The organism is Stenotrophomonas sp. 704A1, assembly GCF_030549525.1.
GTDB classification, from domain to species: Bacteria; Pseudomonadota; Gammaproteobacteria; order Xanthomonadales; family Xanthomonadaceae; genus Stenotrophomonas; species Stenotrophomonas tuberculopleuritidis.
Window position 1 is genome coordinate 3,862,454 of sequence record NZ_CP130831.1, and the last position, 17,297, is coordinate 3,879,750.

Genomic DNA, 17,297 nt, shown 5'->3' on the forward strand with positions numbered 1-17,297 from the left:
CTGCAGCTGGTCAATGGATCCACGCCACGCGTGGATCGCCAATCAATACCGCCAGGTGATGGCCAACCGCGCGGTGCGACCCGGGGCAGGCATCACGCCCAAGGCAAGCGGGTCCAGATAGTACCGATCGGTCACGTTGTCCACATTCGCTTCCACCGACCACTGGTCGTTGAAGTTCCAGCTCGCAAACAGATCCACCAGCGTGGTCGGCCGGTACAGCTGCTGGATCGCCGACAAACCAACGTTCCATTCCTTGTCCAGCTTGCTGATGGGCCCTGCGTTGTGCACCACGCGGGTACCGAAGGTCAGGCGCTCGTCGAACAGGCGCGAGCCCACGGTCAGGTTGACCATGTAGCGCGGCGGGTTCTGCGTGTTGCTGTAGGAGCCTTCGAAGCCGCCATCGACGCAGTCGGGGGTGTTGGCCAGCTCCGCGATCTTCCGCTGCACGCCGTAGGCGCGACGCTCGGCGGCGATGTCCGGCGCGCAGGTCTTGGCCTTGAAGTAATAGTGCGCCGACAGGTCGGCGAACAGCTTGCCGGCGTCATAGCTGGACTGGAACTCCAGACCCGAGACCTTGAAGCGATCGACGTTGCGGATCAGGCCGGCCGACAGCGTGCGGTAGTCGCGGGTGATCAGGTCGTCGATGCGGGTATCGAAGTACGCCAGCTTCAGCGCCAGCCGGTCGCCCGCGGTGAACAGGTCATGCTGGATGGTGCTGGCACCCAGTTCCCAACTGTGCGCACGCTCGGGCTTCAGCTCGTCCACCGGCTTGGCGGCGGTGAACAGGCCCAGCGTGGTCTCGAACAGGCTCGGCAGCTTGGTCCCTTCGGCGTATTTCAGGTAGACCATGCTGTCTTCGCTGAAGCGGAACGCCACGCTGGCGGTCGGCGAGAACGCGCTGTCGCGGCGGCGGATCGGCGTCGACCAGGTCCAGCTGACCGGCACGCGCAGGTCTTCGGCCGCATCGGCATCATAGAAATTCCAGCCGCCGATGTCGGCCACCGTGCCCTTCTTGTAGGGCGAGGCCAGCAACGAGTCCTGGGTGAAGTTGCCATTGGCATCCGGGTACCAGTTCAGCAGCGCGATGCGCTTGGCGCGCCACGACGGCAGCTTCGGGTTGCCATTGAGCAGTTCGGTGTAGCGGTACTGGCCCTGCACTTCATAGGCGTCGGGCGTGGCCAGGCGGTTGCGGTCGTGCACGTCCACGCGGTTCCAACGTCCGCCCAGCAGCATCTCCCAGTGTTCATCCGGCACCCATTTCAGCGACGCCACCGCGCTGTATTCCTTGCGCTCGGCGTTGCGCAGGAAGCGGTTGTTGACCAGGTCATCCTGCATGATCGGGCCGGAGCTGCCCGGGGCGATGTCCTCATCGCTGTAGGACAGGCCGTAGTCGAGGGTGAAACGGCCGGCCCTGCTGTCAAACACCGAGGTGTTGCTGGCATCCAGCCCGAAGCGCTTCTGTCGCAGCGGATTGCGATAGGCGTCCTTGTAGCCGGGGTTGCCGCTGAAGCTGGGCGCGTCGTACCACTCGGTGCGGCGATCGAAGTACCACGGGGTGATGCCGGTCAGGCTGTTGTACATCACGCTGTCGGCGTCGGTGTACCAGGCATTGACGCGCAGGTCGATCAGCTCGCTGTCCGGGTTGAAGCGGTAGCGCGCGCTGTAGCTGTCCATATCGACGTGGCCCGGATCCCACTGCGGCACGCGGTCGCGCTCCACGCGGATGATCTGCGAGGCCATGATTTCGCCGGCGGTGCCTTCATAGCGGCGGTAACCCAGTTCCAGGGTCTGCACGTCGTCGATGCGCCAGGTGCCCTTCAGCAGCGCCGACTTTGAACGCGAGGAGGTGTTGAACACTTCGGTACGCGGCGGATTCAGCGGCGCCAGCGTGCGCCGGGTCTGCGGAAAGTCGTCATAGCCGTTCTTGCCGGAGAAGTAGTTGCCGTTGTCGCGGTAGGCATAGGCCGCGACCAGGTCGAAGTCATCCCAGTGCTTGGCGGCCGCGACGTTGAAGAACTGGCTGCCGGTGGCACTGCGGTCACTGCGCGGCACGGCATCGTAGCCGGGCAGGTTGTTGGCACTGCCATTGGCCAGGCCGCCGCGCACGCGCACGCCGACATCGCGGCCCTCGCGCAGGACGTCATCGACGTTGAGCGTCTCCATTTCCACCACGCCGCCGATGCCACCGGAGGCGTTGGCCTGCAGGCTGGGCCCCTTGGTGATGGTCAGCCGCGAGATCAGGTCCGGGTCCAGGTAGGTGCGCTGCGACTGGCCCGCGTAACCACGGTAGGTGTCCATGCTCGATTGACCGCCGTCGATGATCACCGGTACGCGGCTCTGGCCCTGGATGCCACGGATGTTGACGTCGAAGCCGTTGCCCACGCGCGGATCACCGGCGGTGACGCCAGCCACGCCCTTGACGATGTCGCCGTTGGAGGTGCCGCGGAAGCGCTCCAGATGGGTGCGGTCCAAGGCGGTGACCGAGCCCGCGGTACGGTAGCTGTCGAGCAGGCGCGCTTCATCGCTGCTGCCGCTTCCCGTTACGCGATCACCGGCGACGCTGAGCGTGTCGGTGACGATCACGCCACTGGCGCGGTCTGGCGCACCGGCTTCCAGGGTCACCGCGTCGGCACTGACCCGACGGATGGCCAGGCCACTGCCCTGCAGCAGGCGCGCCAGCGCGTCGCCCGCCGACAGGGAGCCGCTGACGGCCTGCGACGTCACACCGCTGGCCAGCGCACTCGGGTACACCACCTGTACACCGGACTGGCGCATGTAGGTGCGCAGCGCGGCATCCAGCGCCTGCGCGGGAATGTCGAAGCGCTGCACGGCAGCGTGGCTGTCGCTGCTGGACTGCGCCAGCACGCTGGGGGCGGCACTCGCCAGGCCGGCGGCCAGCAAAGCGATGCACAGGCGGGACGGACGCGGGGTGCGGCCCGGGCGGCGGGATTCGTACATGGGGAAACCTGTCAGAGGAGCGTGGCCGCAGACGCGGCATCCTCCGCGGCGGGCGCGGAGCCAACGACGTACGTGGCGGCGGCGGGTACGTTCGCGAAGTAAGACGGATGAAGACGTGGCAACCCCAAGGGCGCGCTCGCGGTGGCGGCCGGCCGTTGCCCGGCACGCGGCGACGATCATCCCCGCACGGCGTGGAACTACGGGTGGACGATGGCCACGCCCAGCGGCAGGCGGGTGACCTGCAGCCCGGCGGTTGCCGCCAATGCATCCAGTGCCTGTTCGGGATGATCGATGCGCAGCGCGGCACTGATCGCCGGCAGGCCGGACAGATCACCGCGCACGAAGGTCGGGCCGGAACGATAGCGGCCGACGTTGTCGATGGCATCGACCACGCGGGCCTGTTCCAGCAGCAGTTCACCGTTGCGCCAGGCACCGACACTGTCGGCGGCAACATCGTGCAGTCGCTGCACGCCGCCGTCGCGGCCATAGCGCGCGCGTTGCCCGACCTGCAGATAGGTCCAGCCGCCCTCGGCCGGGCTGGCCACGCGTACGCGGCCCTGTCCCACTTCGGCCTCGACGCCGGCATCGACGTGGGCCACGGTGAAGGCCGTGGAGATGTCCTCCACCACGCCATTGCCGGCGGCCACGCTGAAGCGGCGCTGTGCATCCGGTTCGACATTGAACCAGGCGCGCCCGCGCAGCAGGTCGATACGACGACGCTCGCCGTCGAAATGCACCGCGATCGCGCTGTCGGCGTCCAGCACGGCACGGCTGCCGTCGGGCAGCTGCACCTCCTGCATCCGGTGCCCGCTGCGATGATCGGACTGCAGGCGCAGCCAGGCATCGGGCCAGGCCACCAGCAGCGCCAGCGCCGCCGCCGTTGCGGCGGCCCACTGCACCCGGCGCGGCCGGCGCCGTGGTGAGCGTGCACCGACCGCCGCCGGACGCGGCCCCATGCTTCGCCACAACCGTCGCTCATGCTCGAAGGCGCGGCGATGCCCGGGCCGCGCCAGCCACTGTTCGAAGGCCTGCATGCGCGCGTCGCTGATGTCGCCGGAGGCCAGGCAGACGATCCAGTCCCGGGCCTGTTCGGCCAAGGGATCGTCGCTGCGGCAGGGGGACGGCGAAGGCGGGCTCATTGGCTGGCGTGCTGCTGCGGGCAAAGGGACAGGACCGCAGGGCGGCCCTCCTATCAAGACGAGTGAACAGTACCGGACCCCAAGCGCGCTGCTAGCGGCCGCTGCGGGCCCAGGCCAGGCGCTGCAGCGCGCTGCGCACATGGTTCTCCACCGTGGTCACCGATACGCCCAGCTGGCGGGCGATCTCGGCCTGGGTCAGACCCTGCAGGCGGTTGAGCCGGAAGATGGTGCGCGTCGGCTCGGGCAGATGGCCTGCCGCATCGAGCACCCGCTGCAGCTCGTCCTGGGCCATCACCTGCTCTTCGGTGGAGATCTCCTCGTCCTCCTGCCACAGGTAGTGCTCGGCCAGCAGGCGGTTGCGCCGGGTCGACTCACGGCCGTGGTCGGTGGCCAGATTGATCGCCAGCCGGTAGAGATAGGCCCGGGGATTGTCGATGTTCTGCTGGTTGTCGACCCCGCGCGCCTTGAACCAGACGGCCTGGATCACGTCCTCGGCACCGCTGTCGCCGCCAAGAATGCGCTGGACCCGCCGCAGCAGCGCCGGTCGTTCGCGGATCAGCAGTTCGGTCAAGGTCAAGGCATTGGAGGGCATGCGCGGCGTCAGGGGGCAAACAGGGCGGCGCGCATGCTACTCCGTTAATGCGAATCAGTCACGTTCTCATCTGAGGCCTGCTGTCAGAGACAGTCGGTCAGCGCGTCATACACGCTCACGCCGGTCCCGGGCAGCGGCGCATGCAGGGCTTCATGCCCGGGACCGCCCTGCCACAGCGCCAGCAGCGCCTGCAGGGGCGTGCCGACCGCCACAGGCAGCACGCAGGCATAGCTGCCGAGGTCGACATCGATGCGCCCGTCCCGGCCCACCCAGGTGTCACTGCCGGCAAAGGTCCAGACGCAGCGGGCCACGATGCCGGTGGTCCGCTCCACCGAGCAGCGGAAGCGCATGGGCCACAGGTTGTAGTACTGCCCCTCGCAGAACGTGTCGCCGCAGATGTCATCGAACCCTCTCACCAGGGACCGCTCGGCCGCCAGGAAGTGCTCCCGGCCGCTGGCCGGGTCCGGGTAGTCGCGCGCATCGATGTAGGCGGGCGCGGCCTGCGCGCTTGCGGCCAGGATCAGGCCACAGGCCAGCCACCGGCTTGCGGACATCCCCATCAGCCAGTCCTCCCCTGCCCCTGCAGACAGGCAGGCAGCACCTCGAACAGACCGTGATCGAGCCCGGGCAGGGGCGCCGCCAGCCCGCCGGGAGCCTCCAGCGAGGCAAAGAACGCCGCGACGGGTACGCCCGGCTGCAGGGCCACCGTGCACACCCAGCGACGGTTGTCGACCTGCACCTCGCCATCATCCGGCTGGACCGCCAGTTCGCTGGCGGCCACCACCCAGACGCAGCGCTGCACCGTGCCGCGGTGGGCCAGCACCGCACAGCGGAATTCCATCACCCGGTAGTTGCTGTAGTCACCTTCGCACAGGGTGTCTGCGCACAGCGCGGCGAAGTCGCGGGCAAGCGCGGCCTCCAGCGCGACGGCCCGATCCCAGCTCGCCTCGCGGGCGGGGTAGTGGACCAGGTCGACATGGGGCCCGCGCGCGAGCGCGGGCAGGGGAATCAACAACAGGACAACGAACCAGCACCAGCGGTGGCCGTTCATGGCAGGGCTCCTTCGAGAGTGTCTCCAGCCTGCCGCGGGGAGCGGACGGGCCCCATCGGGAAACCCCGTCCTGGCGCCCCGCCGATCCCCCTGGCGCGGGTCGGCCCTGCCCCACCCTGCACAGCGCCCGGCAAAGGCATAAAATGGAGAGCTATCCGCCTACACCCCCACCTGGAGCACACCATGGGTCTGGAACTCGTCTCGCCCGGCAAGAACCCGCCGGAAGAAATCAACGTCATCATCGAGATCCCGAAGGATTCCGAGCCGGTGAAGTACGAAGTGGACAAGGAAACCGGCGCGATCTTCGTCGACCGCATCCTGTCCACCCCGATGCGCTACCCGTGCAACTACGGCTACGTGCCGAGCACCCTGTGCGGCGATGGCGACCCGGCCGACGTGCTGGTGGTGCTGCCGCTGCCGCTGGTCCCGGGTTCGGTGGTGCGCTGCCGTCCGGTCGGCGTGCTGAAGATGAGCGATGAGGCGGGCAGCGACGAGAAGATCCTGGCCGTGCCGGTCTCGAAGATCTTCAGCGGCTACGCCCATGTCGAAGACATCGCCCAGGTGTCCAGCCACTGGCTGGAGCGCATCGGCCACTTCTTCGAGCACTACAAGGACCTGGAAAAGGGCAAGTGGGTCAAGCTGGACGGTTGGGGCGGTGCGGCCGAGGCCAAGCAGATCCTGATCGAAGCGCACCAGCGCCACCTCGACAGCAAGGCCTGAGCCTGAACAGGATCGCTCCGGCGCAGCGCGTCGGAGCGATGCGGGTCACGTTTCATGACGACGGCACATCACTGTTGCCGTCGTATTAGGTAAATTGCGTCACTTCACACGTCGTCGACAGTGACCGTCGAGACAGCCAGGGGAATGTGTCGTGCGTATTCTGCTTGTTGGGGATGCAGCCAGCCTGCCGGCCGAGCTGACCGAATTCATTGCCGATCTTGGGGAAGACTGGCAGCCGTTGACCGCCACTGATGGCCAGGCCGCGATGACCGCGGTGGCCACCCAGGGCGTGGACGCGGTGATCGTCTGCCCGCAGCTGCCCGATCTCAACGCGACGACGCTGCTGGGACAGATCCGCACGCTGCGCCCGGAGACCATCCGCATCGCGCTGGTCGATGCGCAGCATGGCAACCGGCCACCGCCGGCGCGCCTGATCGGTGTCGCCCACCGCTTCCTGCCGCTGCCGCTGGCGCCGGAAGTGCTGCTGGAGGCGCTGACCAGCCTGGAAGAACTGCGCGAAGTGCTGGACAGCCCGCGCCTGCGCGATGCCATCGGCCGCATCGAGAAGCTGCCCTCGCCGCCGCACCTGTACCTGAGCCTGACCCAGGCGCTGGAGCACGACGACGACGCCGACAGCGCCGATGTCGCCAAGCTGGTCGCCGCTGACCCGGCGATCGCCGCCAAGGTGCTGCAACTGTCGAATTCCGCGTTCTTCAGCCAGGGCCGCACCATCGCCGACCTGCGCACGGCGGTGACCCGGCTGGGCCTGGCCACGCTGCGCGACCTGGTGCTGGCCAGTGAGGTGTTCTCGGCGCCGACCCTGTCCGGCGCCGAACGCAATTCGCTGCAGCAACGGGCCCTGCTGGCGTCACGGCTGGCGGCGCGCATGCTGCCCGAGTCCAGCGCCGAACTGGGTGCGACCGCCGCCTTGCTGGCCGATATCGGCCTGTTGCTGCCGGGTGTACGCAACCAGCGCAGCGAGCCGTCGCTGGCCGACGATACCCGCCCTGGCCATGCCGAGGCCGGCGCCTACCTGCTGGGACTGTGGGGCCTGCCGATGCCGATCATCGAGGCAGTGGCCTTCCACCTGCAGCCACAGCGCGCCAACACCCGCAGCTTCTGGGTGACCGGCGCGGTGCACGTGGCGCTGGCGCTGGTCAACGGCGATCCGGTCGATGAGGACTACCTGCAGCGTGCCGGCGTGCTCAACAAGCTGCCGCAATGGCGCGAGCACGCCAACAGCCTGATGGGGCTGGTGCCGAGCGAAGCCTGATCCGCAGGCCGTGCAGGACGATCAAGGGCAGGCCGCACGGCCTGCCTTTTTTCTGGGTGGATCGCGCACGCGGCGCATGCACACATCGGCAACGAAGAAGGGCGGGCCTTGCGGCCCGCCCTCCTGTCTTGCCGTCACGCCTCGATGGATCAGAAGCGCTGGGTGTACTTCATGTAGTAGTAGCGACCGATGTCGAAGCCGCCGTAGTACGAGAAGCTCGAGTTCGGCTGGCTGTACATGACCGGGCCTTCGTGGTTGAACACGTTGTTGGCGCCCAGCGAGACAGTCGCTTCCCACGGCAGGGTGTAGCGGACCTGCAGGTCGTGGAAGGTGTTCGAACCCACCTTGCGGGTCGGCTGGCCCAGGGTGTAGGCCGAGCTGAAGTCAGGCAGGTTGCACTCGGTATCGTAGGAGCACGGCTCCTTCATGCTCGAGTAGTAACGCACGGCCCAGTTCACGCCGAAGTTGCCCAGGCTCCAATCGACATTGAGGTTCGAACGGACGCGGAAGTTGGCACCCCAGTCGCCGGTCGCCCAGCTGGTGTGCTGCTCGACCGGAGTCTCGGCTTCGTTGTCACGCTTGTACTCGAGGTAATCGACGTAGGTGGTCTTCCAGTCGACCACGATCTTGCCGAAGGAGAACTCCGGCAGGCGGTACTTGATGCCCAGGTCGTAACCTGCGGTTTCCTGGTAACCACCGTTGATCAGGGTACGGGTGACGTCGACCACCTGGTTGGCGGTACGGCCTTCGGTACCGCGATCGAAACGCTCACACGCCGACGCCACGCCCAGCACGTAGCACTGGTTGAGGATCGAGGTCACCGACTCGGCGGCGATCACGTTGTCGATGCGGATCTTCCACCAGTCCAGGCTGATGTCCAGGCCCTGCACGAAGTTCGGGCTGTAGACCAGGCCAGCGGTCCAGGTCTTGGAGGTCTCCGGCTGCAGTTCCGGGTTGGAACCGGATTCGAAGGCGCTGTAGGACTGGGTGCCCGGGCCGGTGGACAACGCGCCGCCAGAGGTGATCTGACGGAAGTTGGCCGGCACGCCACGTGCCTGGCAGGCAGCGGCCACCGACGGGTTGCGCGCCGCCGAACCGAAGCTGCTGTCGCACGGATCGGTGTAGGCGTCGAAGGTCTGCGAGGTGCCGCCGTACATGTTGGCGATGTTCGGCGCGCGGAAGCCCGTCGAATAGGTCGCACGCACCAGCAGGTCGTCGATCGGCTTCCACTTCAGGCCGAACTTGCTGTTGATGGTGTCGCCGAAGGTGTTGTAGTCGGAGTAGCGACCGGCCATGTCCAGCGACAGTTCCTTGGCGAACGGCATGTCCGCCAGCACCGGCACGTTCAGTTCGACGTAGAACTCGTCGAGCTTGTAGCTGCCCTTGGTCGGCGCGCCGGCCAGGTCGGTGCTCAGGCCCGACTGCAGCAGTGCATCCGGGTTGTACTCGCCGCTTTCTTCGCGGTGCTCGTAACCGGCGGCAATGGCCAGCTCACCCGCCGGCAGCGTGAACAGCGAACCGGAGAGGTTGGCGCTGTAGGCCTTGGTGGTGTTGGTGTAGGTGTCGTGGCTCGGCAGGAACAGGTAGGCCTGCAGGGCCGGATCAGCCAGCGAACCGTTGCCGGTGGTGCCGTACGGCGCCAGCGGGTTCCACGGCGTGCAGCCGGCGATCACCTTGTCCGGGGTACCGCAACGGGCGACGTTGCCGTCCATGAAGGACGGGCCGACGGCGTTCTGCACGTTCGGAATGAACAGGTTGCCGGTGCCGGTCTTGACGCCCTTGTTCTGGTTGTAGACGTAGCCCACGTCCCAGTCCCAGAACTTGTCACCGAACTCGAACGAGCCCTCCAGACCGGCCGAGAAGCGGAAGGTTTCCTGCTCGGATTCGGTCTGGCGCGGGAACTCGGAGGTACGACGGATGAAGTTCGCATCCGTGCCCAGCGGGTTGTAGATGCTGTCGGCCGACAGCGGGGTGCCGTAGACCTCGGACTGGTACGGGTAGCCGGCAATCTGCGAGGTGGCGGTGCGCTTGGTGTACAGCACGTTCGCGGTGGCGCGGATGGTGTCGGTCAGGTCGTAGTTGCCGTTGGCAAACACCGAGCGACGGGTCAGCTTGTTCTGCAGCCACATTTCCTGGCTGGCATTGGTGTAGTCCGCCAGGCCGAAATCGTGGAAGTCGGCCAGGGTGGTACCGGCCGCATCGGGGTTGCGCACATACCAGTTGTCGTTGCCGTCGATCAGCACGCCCTGGTTGGTCGCAGCGGACCAGCCGTTGGCGCCTTCGGCGTCGGTCGGGAACGGATGGAAGCGGCCATTGTTGTAGCGGCTGAAGGCGCGGTCCTTGGCCTGGACCTCGTCTTCCTTGCTGTACTCGGCACCGAAGGTGATCGAACCGCGCTCACCGGTCTGGCCGTAGACGAAGTTGTAGACCTGCTTCTGGCCGTCGCCCTGGCCGTACTGGCCACCGTAGACGCTGGCTTCCAGGCCATCGAAGTTCTTGCGGGTGATGATGTTGACCACGCCGGCAATGGCATCGGAACCATAGATGGCCGACGCACCGTCGGTCAGCACTTCGATGCGCTCCACGACCGAGGTCGGGATCGATGCCAGGTCGGTGTAGCCGCCGGTGCTGGTGCCCATGCGCTTGCCGTCCAGCAGCACCAGGGTGCGCTCCGGGCCCAGGTTGCGCAGGTCGACGTACTGGCCGCCGACTTCTTCGCCCGAGGACAGTGCATCGGCGCGGCTGATCGCCGGCGAACCGGTCGCCGACAGGTTCTGCACGATGTCGGCAACGCTGGTGTAGCCCTGCTTTTCAATGTCGGCGCGCTGCAGCGCGATCACCGGCTGCGCGGTTTCCATGCTCGCCTGGCGGATGCGCGAACCGGTGACCGAAATGCGGTCCAGGTCGGTCGTGCCGCCGGCAGCTGCGTCCTGCGCCGAAGCGAAGGACGGTGCCAAGGCAAGCGCAATGCCGGCCGGCAGCAAGCCGAGCCGCACTGCGGGAATACGAACGTTCATCAATCTCTCCAAGGTACGTGTTAGTAGCGTGTTAAAACGCCGTAGCACGTTACGATTGCGTTGCAGCGCTGTATTTGCGCGACACAACCGGAGACTTTGCGGAGTGTGGCGGAAGCTTCCCGCCGTTCTCGCGGAACCGCGATGCCGATTGGCCGTAGCGGGCACGGAAGGCGCGCGCGAAGCTGCAGCAGTTGTCGAAGCCACTGGCAGCGGCCACTTCCCCCACCATCATGTCGGTATCGCGCAGCAGATCGGCGGCACGCTCCAGGCGCAGGCGTGCCGACAGCGATTGCGGGCTTTCCGCGTACAGGCTCTGGAAGGTCTTGGACAGGTACCAGCTGGAGAAGTTGGTCAGTTCGGCCAGTTCACCGATGCGCACCACCCGGTGGCTGTTGCCTTCCAGGTACAGGCGCGCGCGCTGCATGCGGCCGAAGACCTGGCGCTTGCGGCTGCGCGAGCGGCCCGGGCAGCGCTGCACGTTGTCGGCCAGGCTGCGCTGCAGGCCGGCCAGGTGCAGCAGCAGCGGGCGCAGCGCCTGCGCCGGCTGACCACTGGCCAGGGCATCGCGCCACAGGCGCAGGGCGACGCGGGCTTCGGCGCGGTTCATCTGGCCACGGCCGGCATACAGGCCGCAGTCGGCCATTTCGGTCAGCACGCGCAGCGCTTCGGCGTTCAGGTTCATGCCCACGCACAGGCCGTTGCGCCCGGCCTGGACCAGCGGCCGCGATTCCTTCTCGAACGCGATCCACTCGCCCTGGCGCAGCCGGAAGCGTCCTTCCTTGGCTTCCACCCACGAGGTACCCCGCACCTGCATCCAGACGCTGAAGCTGGTGCCGGCGGTCTGCAGGCTGCCAAGGCGGGCCACCCCCAGACAGGTGGGCGAGACATCGTCGATCGCCTTGTCCAGGGAAACGGTTTGGCCGCGATCGGCCAGGGAGAGTTGACGCATGGGGGCACCACGGATTTGCCAAGTACAGGCCTCCGTTTTGCCAAATCAGGTCACAGCGCGTCAGGAAGGTCTGCCGAGATCCCCACGAAATTGCCCCGAGATCATCACGAAGAAATCACGAAGACAATTTCTCTTTCAATATCAAAACGTTGGAGAAGGCCGGGAACGGCGCCGGTGGCTGCGCGGGCAGCCGCATGACGCCGATGTCGGCGCCGTCGCTGATCGCCAGTGCCAGATACAGTGCCTTGCCGTCGGCACTGACACTCAGCCCGTTGCCGGCACTCAGGCGTTGCGCGTCCAGGCAGCGCACCGGGGCTTCGCGGCCGGCCTGGATGCGGACCAAGGTGGTGCCGCAGGTCGCGCTGCTGCCGAGGTAATCGATGCTGCCCGTGCCGGACACGGTCCAGGTGCGGTACCGCCACCGCGTCGGCAGGTCCTCACTGACCTGCTGCACGCTGGCCGCACCCAGCGCCGGGTCCACCGACCACAGGCCACCGGCAGCCAGGCGGGTGAACAGTACCCGGCCCGTGCTGCGGTCGAAGCGCGCCTGGGAGACCCCCTCCAGGCTGGCCAGCCGCCGCCAGGGCTGCGTGCTGCGATCGAACAGGCTCAAGCGGGTGTGCTGGTCCGCATCGCGCTCGACCACCAGCAGCTGGTCAGGGGTAGCGCCGTACAGCGCCTGCAGCGGCTGTTCGGCCGGTACCGGCAGGCGTTGCAGCTGCTCATCGCGCGGGGCGATCTCATAGACCACGGCCTGGCCATGCTCATCGCGACCCACCACCAGCACGCGGCGGCTGTCGGCCGACCAGTCCGGGGCCTGCCGCGCTTCCGGGCGCAGCCCTTCGATCGGCCGCAGCGACTCCGGCCGCTGCATGTCGGCCCACCACAGCGCAAAGCTGCCGGAGCGATCGGAACTGAACACCAGTTGCCGCCCATCGGGCGCGACCATCGGCTGCCCATCGCGGCCACTGGAGGCGAACAGGCGTTCGCCATCGCCCCCCTGCAGCGGCATCCTGAACACGCCGAACTGGGCACGGCGATGGACGAATGCCAGCATGTCGCCGCGGCGCGAGACCGCCGGCCACTGTGCATCGTCCAGCCCCGCATCGCGCAGCGTGCGGCGTTCCACGTCGAGGTAGTAGAGACGGGCCTCGCTGTCCACGCGACGGCCGAACACGATATGCCGGCCATCGCCCAGCCAGGCCCAGCCGCGCAGCTCGGCCGACTCGGTGGTCAGCTGCTCGGGCGTACCGCCCTGGGCAGGCATGCGCCACAGGTCGCCCAGCTGCGGGTTGCGCACGAACACCAGCCATCGCCCATCGGGCGAATAGCGCGGCGCATAGTCGAAGTCATCCTGCTCGACCGCATAGTCCAGTGCGCGCCACTGCCCGCTAGCCAGATCCAGCACGCGGATGCCGCGATGGGCGTAGCGGCCGACCATGCTGCCGAACACCAGGCCGCGGCCATCGGGCGTCCAGTCGAAACTCAGCAGTTCGGTGCCGTCGCAGCGCGTGGCCTGGCGCACGGCGCCGCCGGTGGCACTGGCGATCAGCACCTGGCAGCTGGCATCGGCACCGAAGCGGGCAAACGCGATCTCGCGCCCATCCGGTGACCATTTCGGGAAGCGGTCACTGGCCCCGGCCGGCGGTGCCAGCAGCTGGCGCGCCGGCGCATTGCCGGAGGTCTGCACCTTGATCGCGCTGCCGCCCTTGCCGTCGTCGTTGGCGCCTTCGTAGGCCACCTGCGATCCATCGGGCGACAGCGTGGGATAGGTCTCGAAACCCGACGTTGCCGTGATCAGCCGATAGGGCCTCGCGGGGCTGCCGATCACCCGCGTACCGTTTTCCACCGCCGCATCCAGCGGCGAGCTCGGCGGCGCCGGCTGGCGCAGCAGCAGCACGCTCAGCACCAGCAACGCGATCAGCATCGCCACCCCCAGCACCAGCAACACGCGTCGGCGCAGGTATCGCCAGCGGCGGCGGGCAGGCTCGGCGCGCGCCACGGCGGTTGCCGGTGCGGCAGGGACAGGCGCTGCGGCGCCGGCGTCGGCTGCGCCGAGCGCATCGCCCTCGGCATCGTCCAGCGCCTGCACCGGCACCAGCAGGCGATACCCGGTCTTGGCGATGGTTTCGATGTAGGCCTGGCCGTTGTCATCGCCGCCGCTGAAGGCCTTGCGCAGCTGGGTCACGGCCTGGGTCAGCACGTCGTTGGTCGGTAGCGTGTCCGGCCACACCTCGGCAAACAGCTCGTCGCGGGTGACCACGCGACCGGGTTGACGCAGCAGCGCGCGCAGCACACCCAGCGCCTTCGGCGTCAGCCGCCGTGGGCGACGCGCACCGACCACTTCGACCTCGCGCGAGGACAAAGTGACGATGCAGTCACCGACGCGGATGCGATCGGGTTCGTGCGATGGGGTTTCGCTGCTGATCATTCGCTGCTAAATGGGAGAAACAGGTCGCGGACACTGTTCGCCATCGGCATGATTCCGTCCTTGGCACAGCAAGAAGCCAGATTCCGCACAAAGCATCGGCGCATACCGCAAAAAAAACGAAGCCCCGGAATACTAGCCTATGCAGGTTACCTCGCCTATCGCGTGGTCGACATCAGGCTCTCTCTCGCCGACGCATTCACATAATAAGCCTCACCATTCGCGCCCTTTCGGGCGCGAAATTTTTATCTGGCGTTCATTTTCAGAAGCGCCGCAGCATGGTCAGTCCGACCAGTCGTGAAACCACCAGGGCCACGTACATCACGCCGGAAAACTGCTCCAGCATGACCAGCGCACGCGCCTGCGGGTGCAGCGGAACCACGTCGCTCAAACCCACCCCTGACAGCAAGCTGAAGCTGAGATAAAGCAGTTCCATCCACGTGCGCTGCGGCCCGCTTCCGGCGCCCTGGAAACTGCCCGGATACCACTGTTGGCACACCGCAAAGGCAAATGCGAATGCCCACGCCAGCAGGGTGAACGTGGCCCCGGCGGCGAACAGCTCGTCACGCGTCACCTTGTGATCCTGCAGCATGTAGGCAATCAGCGCGCCGGCGGTATAGAAGTACAGCAGGCTTTCCAGCAGCTGGGCGGTGGTACCCAGCGCAGGCCGGTCGAGCAGCGCTGCGGCCAGCGAGAACACCACCGCCGGCAGGGCGAGCAGCAGGGCCAGCCAGGTACCCAGCGGGCTGCGCTGTACCACCCACAACGCCAGGCCCAGCACCGCCATGCCGAATACCCCCAGCGCTGCGCGGCCGGCCGCGGTGTCGTCCAGCGCCGGGTACAGCAGCACCGCCAGCAGCTGCGCGGCGAGCAGCCATGCCGAGGGATGGCGGCGGGCAATGGCCAGCCAGCGGGTGGTGGTGGCGATGGGCATGGCGTCCTGTTCCCCTGGGCGATGGGGCGAGCATAGCCGGGCAGGATGTGAGGCGCCGGTCGCGCCGGGCATGGCCCGGCGCTGCCCAGGCGGGATCACCGCTGCTGGTACACCTCGGCACCGGCGGCGCGGAACTCCTCCGACTTCGCCTGCATGCCCTTCTCGGCATAGTCGCGCACGTCCTGGGTGATCTTCATCGAGCAGAAGTGCGGGCCGCACATCGAACAGAAATGGGCCAGCTTGTGCGCATCCTTGGGCAGGGTTTCATCGTGGAATTCCCTGGCCTTCTCCGGGTCCAGGCCAAGATGGAACTGGTCTTCCCAGCGGAATTCGAAACGCGCCTTGCTCAAGGCGTTGTCGCGCACCTGTGCGCCCGGATGGCCCTTGGCAAGGTCTGCCGCGTGGGCGGCGATGCGATATGCCATGATGCCGTCGCGCACATCCTGCCGGTTGGGCAGGCCCAGGTGTTCCTTCGGCGTGACATAGCAGAGCATCGCGGTACCGAACCAGCCGATCATCGCCGCGCCGATCGCACTGGTGATGTGGTCGTAACCCGGCGCGATATCGGTGGTGAGCGGGCCCAGCGTATAGAACGGCGCCTCGCCGCATTCGCGCAGCTGCTTGTCCATGTTCTCCTTGATCAGCTGCATCGGCACGTGGCCAGGGCCTTCGATCATGGTCTGCACATCATGCTTCCACGCGATCTTCGTCAGCTCGCCCAGCGTTTCCAGCTCACCAAACTGCGCTGCATCGTTGGCATCGGCGATGCAGCCCGGGCGCAGGCCATCACCCAGCGAGAAGGTCACGTCGTAGGCCTTCATGATTTCGCAGATCTCTTCGAAATGCGTGTAGAGGAAATTCTCCTTGTGGTGTGCCAGGCACCACTTGGCCATGATCGAGCCGCCGCGGCTGACGATGCCGGTGACCCGCTTGGCGGTGAGCGGCACGTAGCGCAGCAGCACGCCGGCATGGATGGTGAAGTAGTCCACGCCCTGCTCGGCCTGCTCGATCAGGGTGTCACGGAAGATCTCCCAGGTCAGCGCTTCGGCGCGGCCGTCGACCTTTTCCAGTGCCTGGTAGATCGGCACGGTGCCGATCGCCACCGGTGAGTTGCGGATGATCCATTCGCGGGTCTCATGGATGTGCTTGCCGGTGGACAGGTCCATCACCGTGTCCCCGCCCCAGCGGATCGCCCACACCAGCTTCTCCACTTCTTCGGCAATGCCGGACGACACGGCGCTGTTGCCGATGTTGGCGTTGATCTTGGTGAGGAAGTTGCGGCCGATGATCATCGGTTCGCTTTCCGGGTGGTTGATGTTGTTGGGCAGCACCGCGCGGCCGCGGGCGATCTCCTCGCGCACGAACTCCGGCGTGATGATCTTCTGGATCGACGCACCGAACGCCTCGCCCGGATGCTGCTGCAGCAGTGCGGTATCGCGGATCGCATCCAGGCGCTGGTTCTCGCGGATGGCCACGAACTCCATTTCCGGCGTGATGATGCCGCGCCGCGCGTAGTGCATCTGGGTGACGTTGGCACCTGCGCGCGCACGGCGCGGCAGGCTGCGGGCCGGGAAACGCACGCCGTCGAGCTTCGGATCGTGCTCGCGGTCGCGGCCGAACGACGAACTGAGGGCCTGCAGCTGCTCGGTATCGCCGCGCGCTTCCACCCAGCCACGACGCAGCGCCGGCAGCCCGGTCGACAGGTCGATGCGCACCGCCGGATCGGTGTACGGACCGGAGGTGTCATAGACAGTCACCGGTGCATTCTCTTCACCGCCAAACGCCGTCGGGGTGCGGGTCAGCGCGATTTCCCGCATCGGCACCTGGATGTCCGGACGCGAGCCGGGCACATGGATCTTGCGCGAGCCGGGAATCGGCCGGGTCACGGTTTCGGAAAGCTGCTGGGCCTGTTGCTGCAGGGCGGAGGGCTGTGCGTTCATCGGGCATCGTCCAGGAAGGTCAGGGACGAAGCGGCGGCGCACTGCGCCCGCGCACGGACACTCCCTGGGCGGGGGCCGGGTGCGGTTGCATTGCAAAGCTTCCCTACGCCGGTATGAGCCGGATCAGGTTCCAAGGGACTGTCTCAACCGTGGCCACCAGGCCGCGGTACCCCCGCTTCTTGCCGTGCATTAGAGCACACAGCACGCGCATTGCGGGTTGGATCTGTCCGCCGCCGAGCTGCGGCTCCCTGCTGCGAACAGCACGCCCCTCGCGTGGCGCGGCCGCGGGTCATTAA

General features: G+C 67.1%; 12 protein-coding genes and 1 riboswitch. Of the genes, 2 read left to right on the top strand and 10 right to left on the bottom strand.

Going from position 1 to position 17,297, the window contains the following annotated elements; genetic code table 11:
• Window positions 1–42: 42 nt before the first annotated feature.
• The 5 genes from Q5Z10_RS17725 to Q5Z10_RS17745 form a co-directional block, all read right to left on the bottom strand.
• Window positions 43–2,958 carry a TonB-dependent receptor gene (locus Q5Z10_RS17725; protein ID WP_303636675.1) on the bottom strand — a complete coding sequence of 972 codons (2,916 nt, stop codon included), beginning with the start codon at window positions 2,956–2,958 and terminating at the stop codon, window positions 43–45.
• 197 nt (window positions 2,959–3,155) lie between these two features.
• Window positions 3,156–4,097 carry a FecR family protein gene (locus Q5Z10_RS17730; protein ID WP_303636676.1) on the bottom strand — a complete coding sequence of 314 codons (942 nt, stop codon included), beginning with the start codon at window positions 4,095–4,097 and terminating at the stop codon, window positions 3,156–3,158.
• A 91-nt stretch (window positions 4,098–4,188) separates the two neighbouring features.
• Complete coding sequence (locus tag Q5Z10_RS17735) at window positions 4,189–4,689, bottom strand: RNA polymerase sigma factor (RefSeq protein ID WP_303636677.1); 501 nt, start codon at window positions 4,687–4,689, stop codon at window positions 4,189–4,191.
• 83 nt (window positions 4,690–4,772) lie between these two features.
• On the bottom strand, window positions 4,773–5,249 hold the full coding sequence (locus tag Q5Z10_RS17740; RefSeq protein WP_303636678.1) for a hypothetical protein: 477 nt from the start codon (window positions 5,247–5,249) through the stop codon (window positions 4,773–4,775).
• Window positions 5,249–5,740 carry a hypothetical protein gene (locus Q5Z10_RS17745; protein ID WP_303636679.1) on the bottom strand — a complete coding sequence of 164 codons (492 nt, stop codon included), beginning with the start codon at window positions 5,738–5,740 and terminating at the stop codon, window positions 5,249–5,251. Before Q5Z10_RS17745 ends, Q5Z10_RS17740 begins: the two co-directional genes overlap by 1 nt.
• Window positions 5,741–5,923: 183 nt before the next feature.
• Between Q5Z10_RS17745 and ppa the strand changes: the two genes are divergently transcribed.
• Complete coding sequence (ppa, locus tag Q5Z10_RS17750; RefSeq protein ID WP_005410935.1) at window positions 5,924–6,460, top strand: inorganic diphosphatase; 537 nt, start codon at window positions 5,924–5,926, stop codon at window positions 6,458–6,460.
• Between the two features lie 151 nt (window positions 6,461–6,611).
• The gene (locus Q5Z10_RS17755; RefSeq protein ID WP_303636680.1) at window positions 6,612–7,733 is read left to right on the top strand and encodes an HDOD domain-containing protein; all 1,122 of its coding nucleotides are present in this window, start codon (window positions 6,612–6,614) and stop codon (window positions 7,731–7,733) included.
• Between the two features lie 149 nt (window positions 7,734–7,882).
• Here Q5Z10_RS17755 and Q5Z10_RS17760 read toward each other — a convergent pair whose 3' ends face one another.
• From Q5Z10_RS17760 to thiC, 5 genes are all read right to left on the bottom strand, one after another.
• Window positions 7,883–10,750, bottom strand: a complete 2,868-nt coding sequence (locus Q5Z10_RS17760) for a TonB-dependent receptor (protein ID WP_303636681.1) — start codon at window positions 10,748–10,750, stop codon at window positions 7,883–7,885.
• Window positions 10,751–10,799: 49 nt separating this feature from the next.
• Window positions 10,800–11,699, bottom strand: coding sequence for a helix-turn-helix transcriptional regulator (locus tag Q5Z10_RS17765; RefSeq protein ID WP_303636682.1), 900 nt, complete (start codon window positions 11,697–11,699; stop codon window positions 10,800–10,802).
• Window positions 11,700–11,814: 115 nt separating this feature from the next.
• Window positions 11,815–14,130 carry a winged helix-turn-helix domain-containing protein gene (locus tag Q5Z10_RS17770; protein WP_303636683.1) on the bottom strand — a complete coding sequence of 772 codons (2,316 nt, stop codon included), beginning with the start codon at window positions 14,128–14,130 and terminating at the stop codon, window positions 11,815–11,817.
• Between the two features lie 259 nt (window positions 14,131–14,389).
• Window positions 14,390–15,061 (bottom strand): ion channel, encoded by a 672-nt coding sequence (locus Q5Z10_RS17775; RefSeq protein WP_303636684.1) that lies wholly within the window; start codon window positions 15,059–15,061, stop codon window positions 14,390–14,392.
• 95 nt (window positions 15,062–15,156) lie between these two features.
• The gene (gene thiC / locus Q5Z10_RS17780; protein WP_303636685.1) at window positions 15,157–17,001 is read right to left on the bottom strand and encodes a phosphomethylpyrimidine synthase ThiC; all 1,845 of its coding nucleotides are present in this window, start codon (window positions 16,999–17,001) and stop codon (window positions 15,157–15,159) included.
• 82 nt (window positions 17,002–17,083) lie between these two features.
• A riboswitch (TPP riboswitch) is annotated at window positions 17,084–17,185 on the bottom strand.
• Window positions 17,186–17,297: the final 112 nt, after the last annotated feature.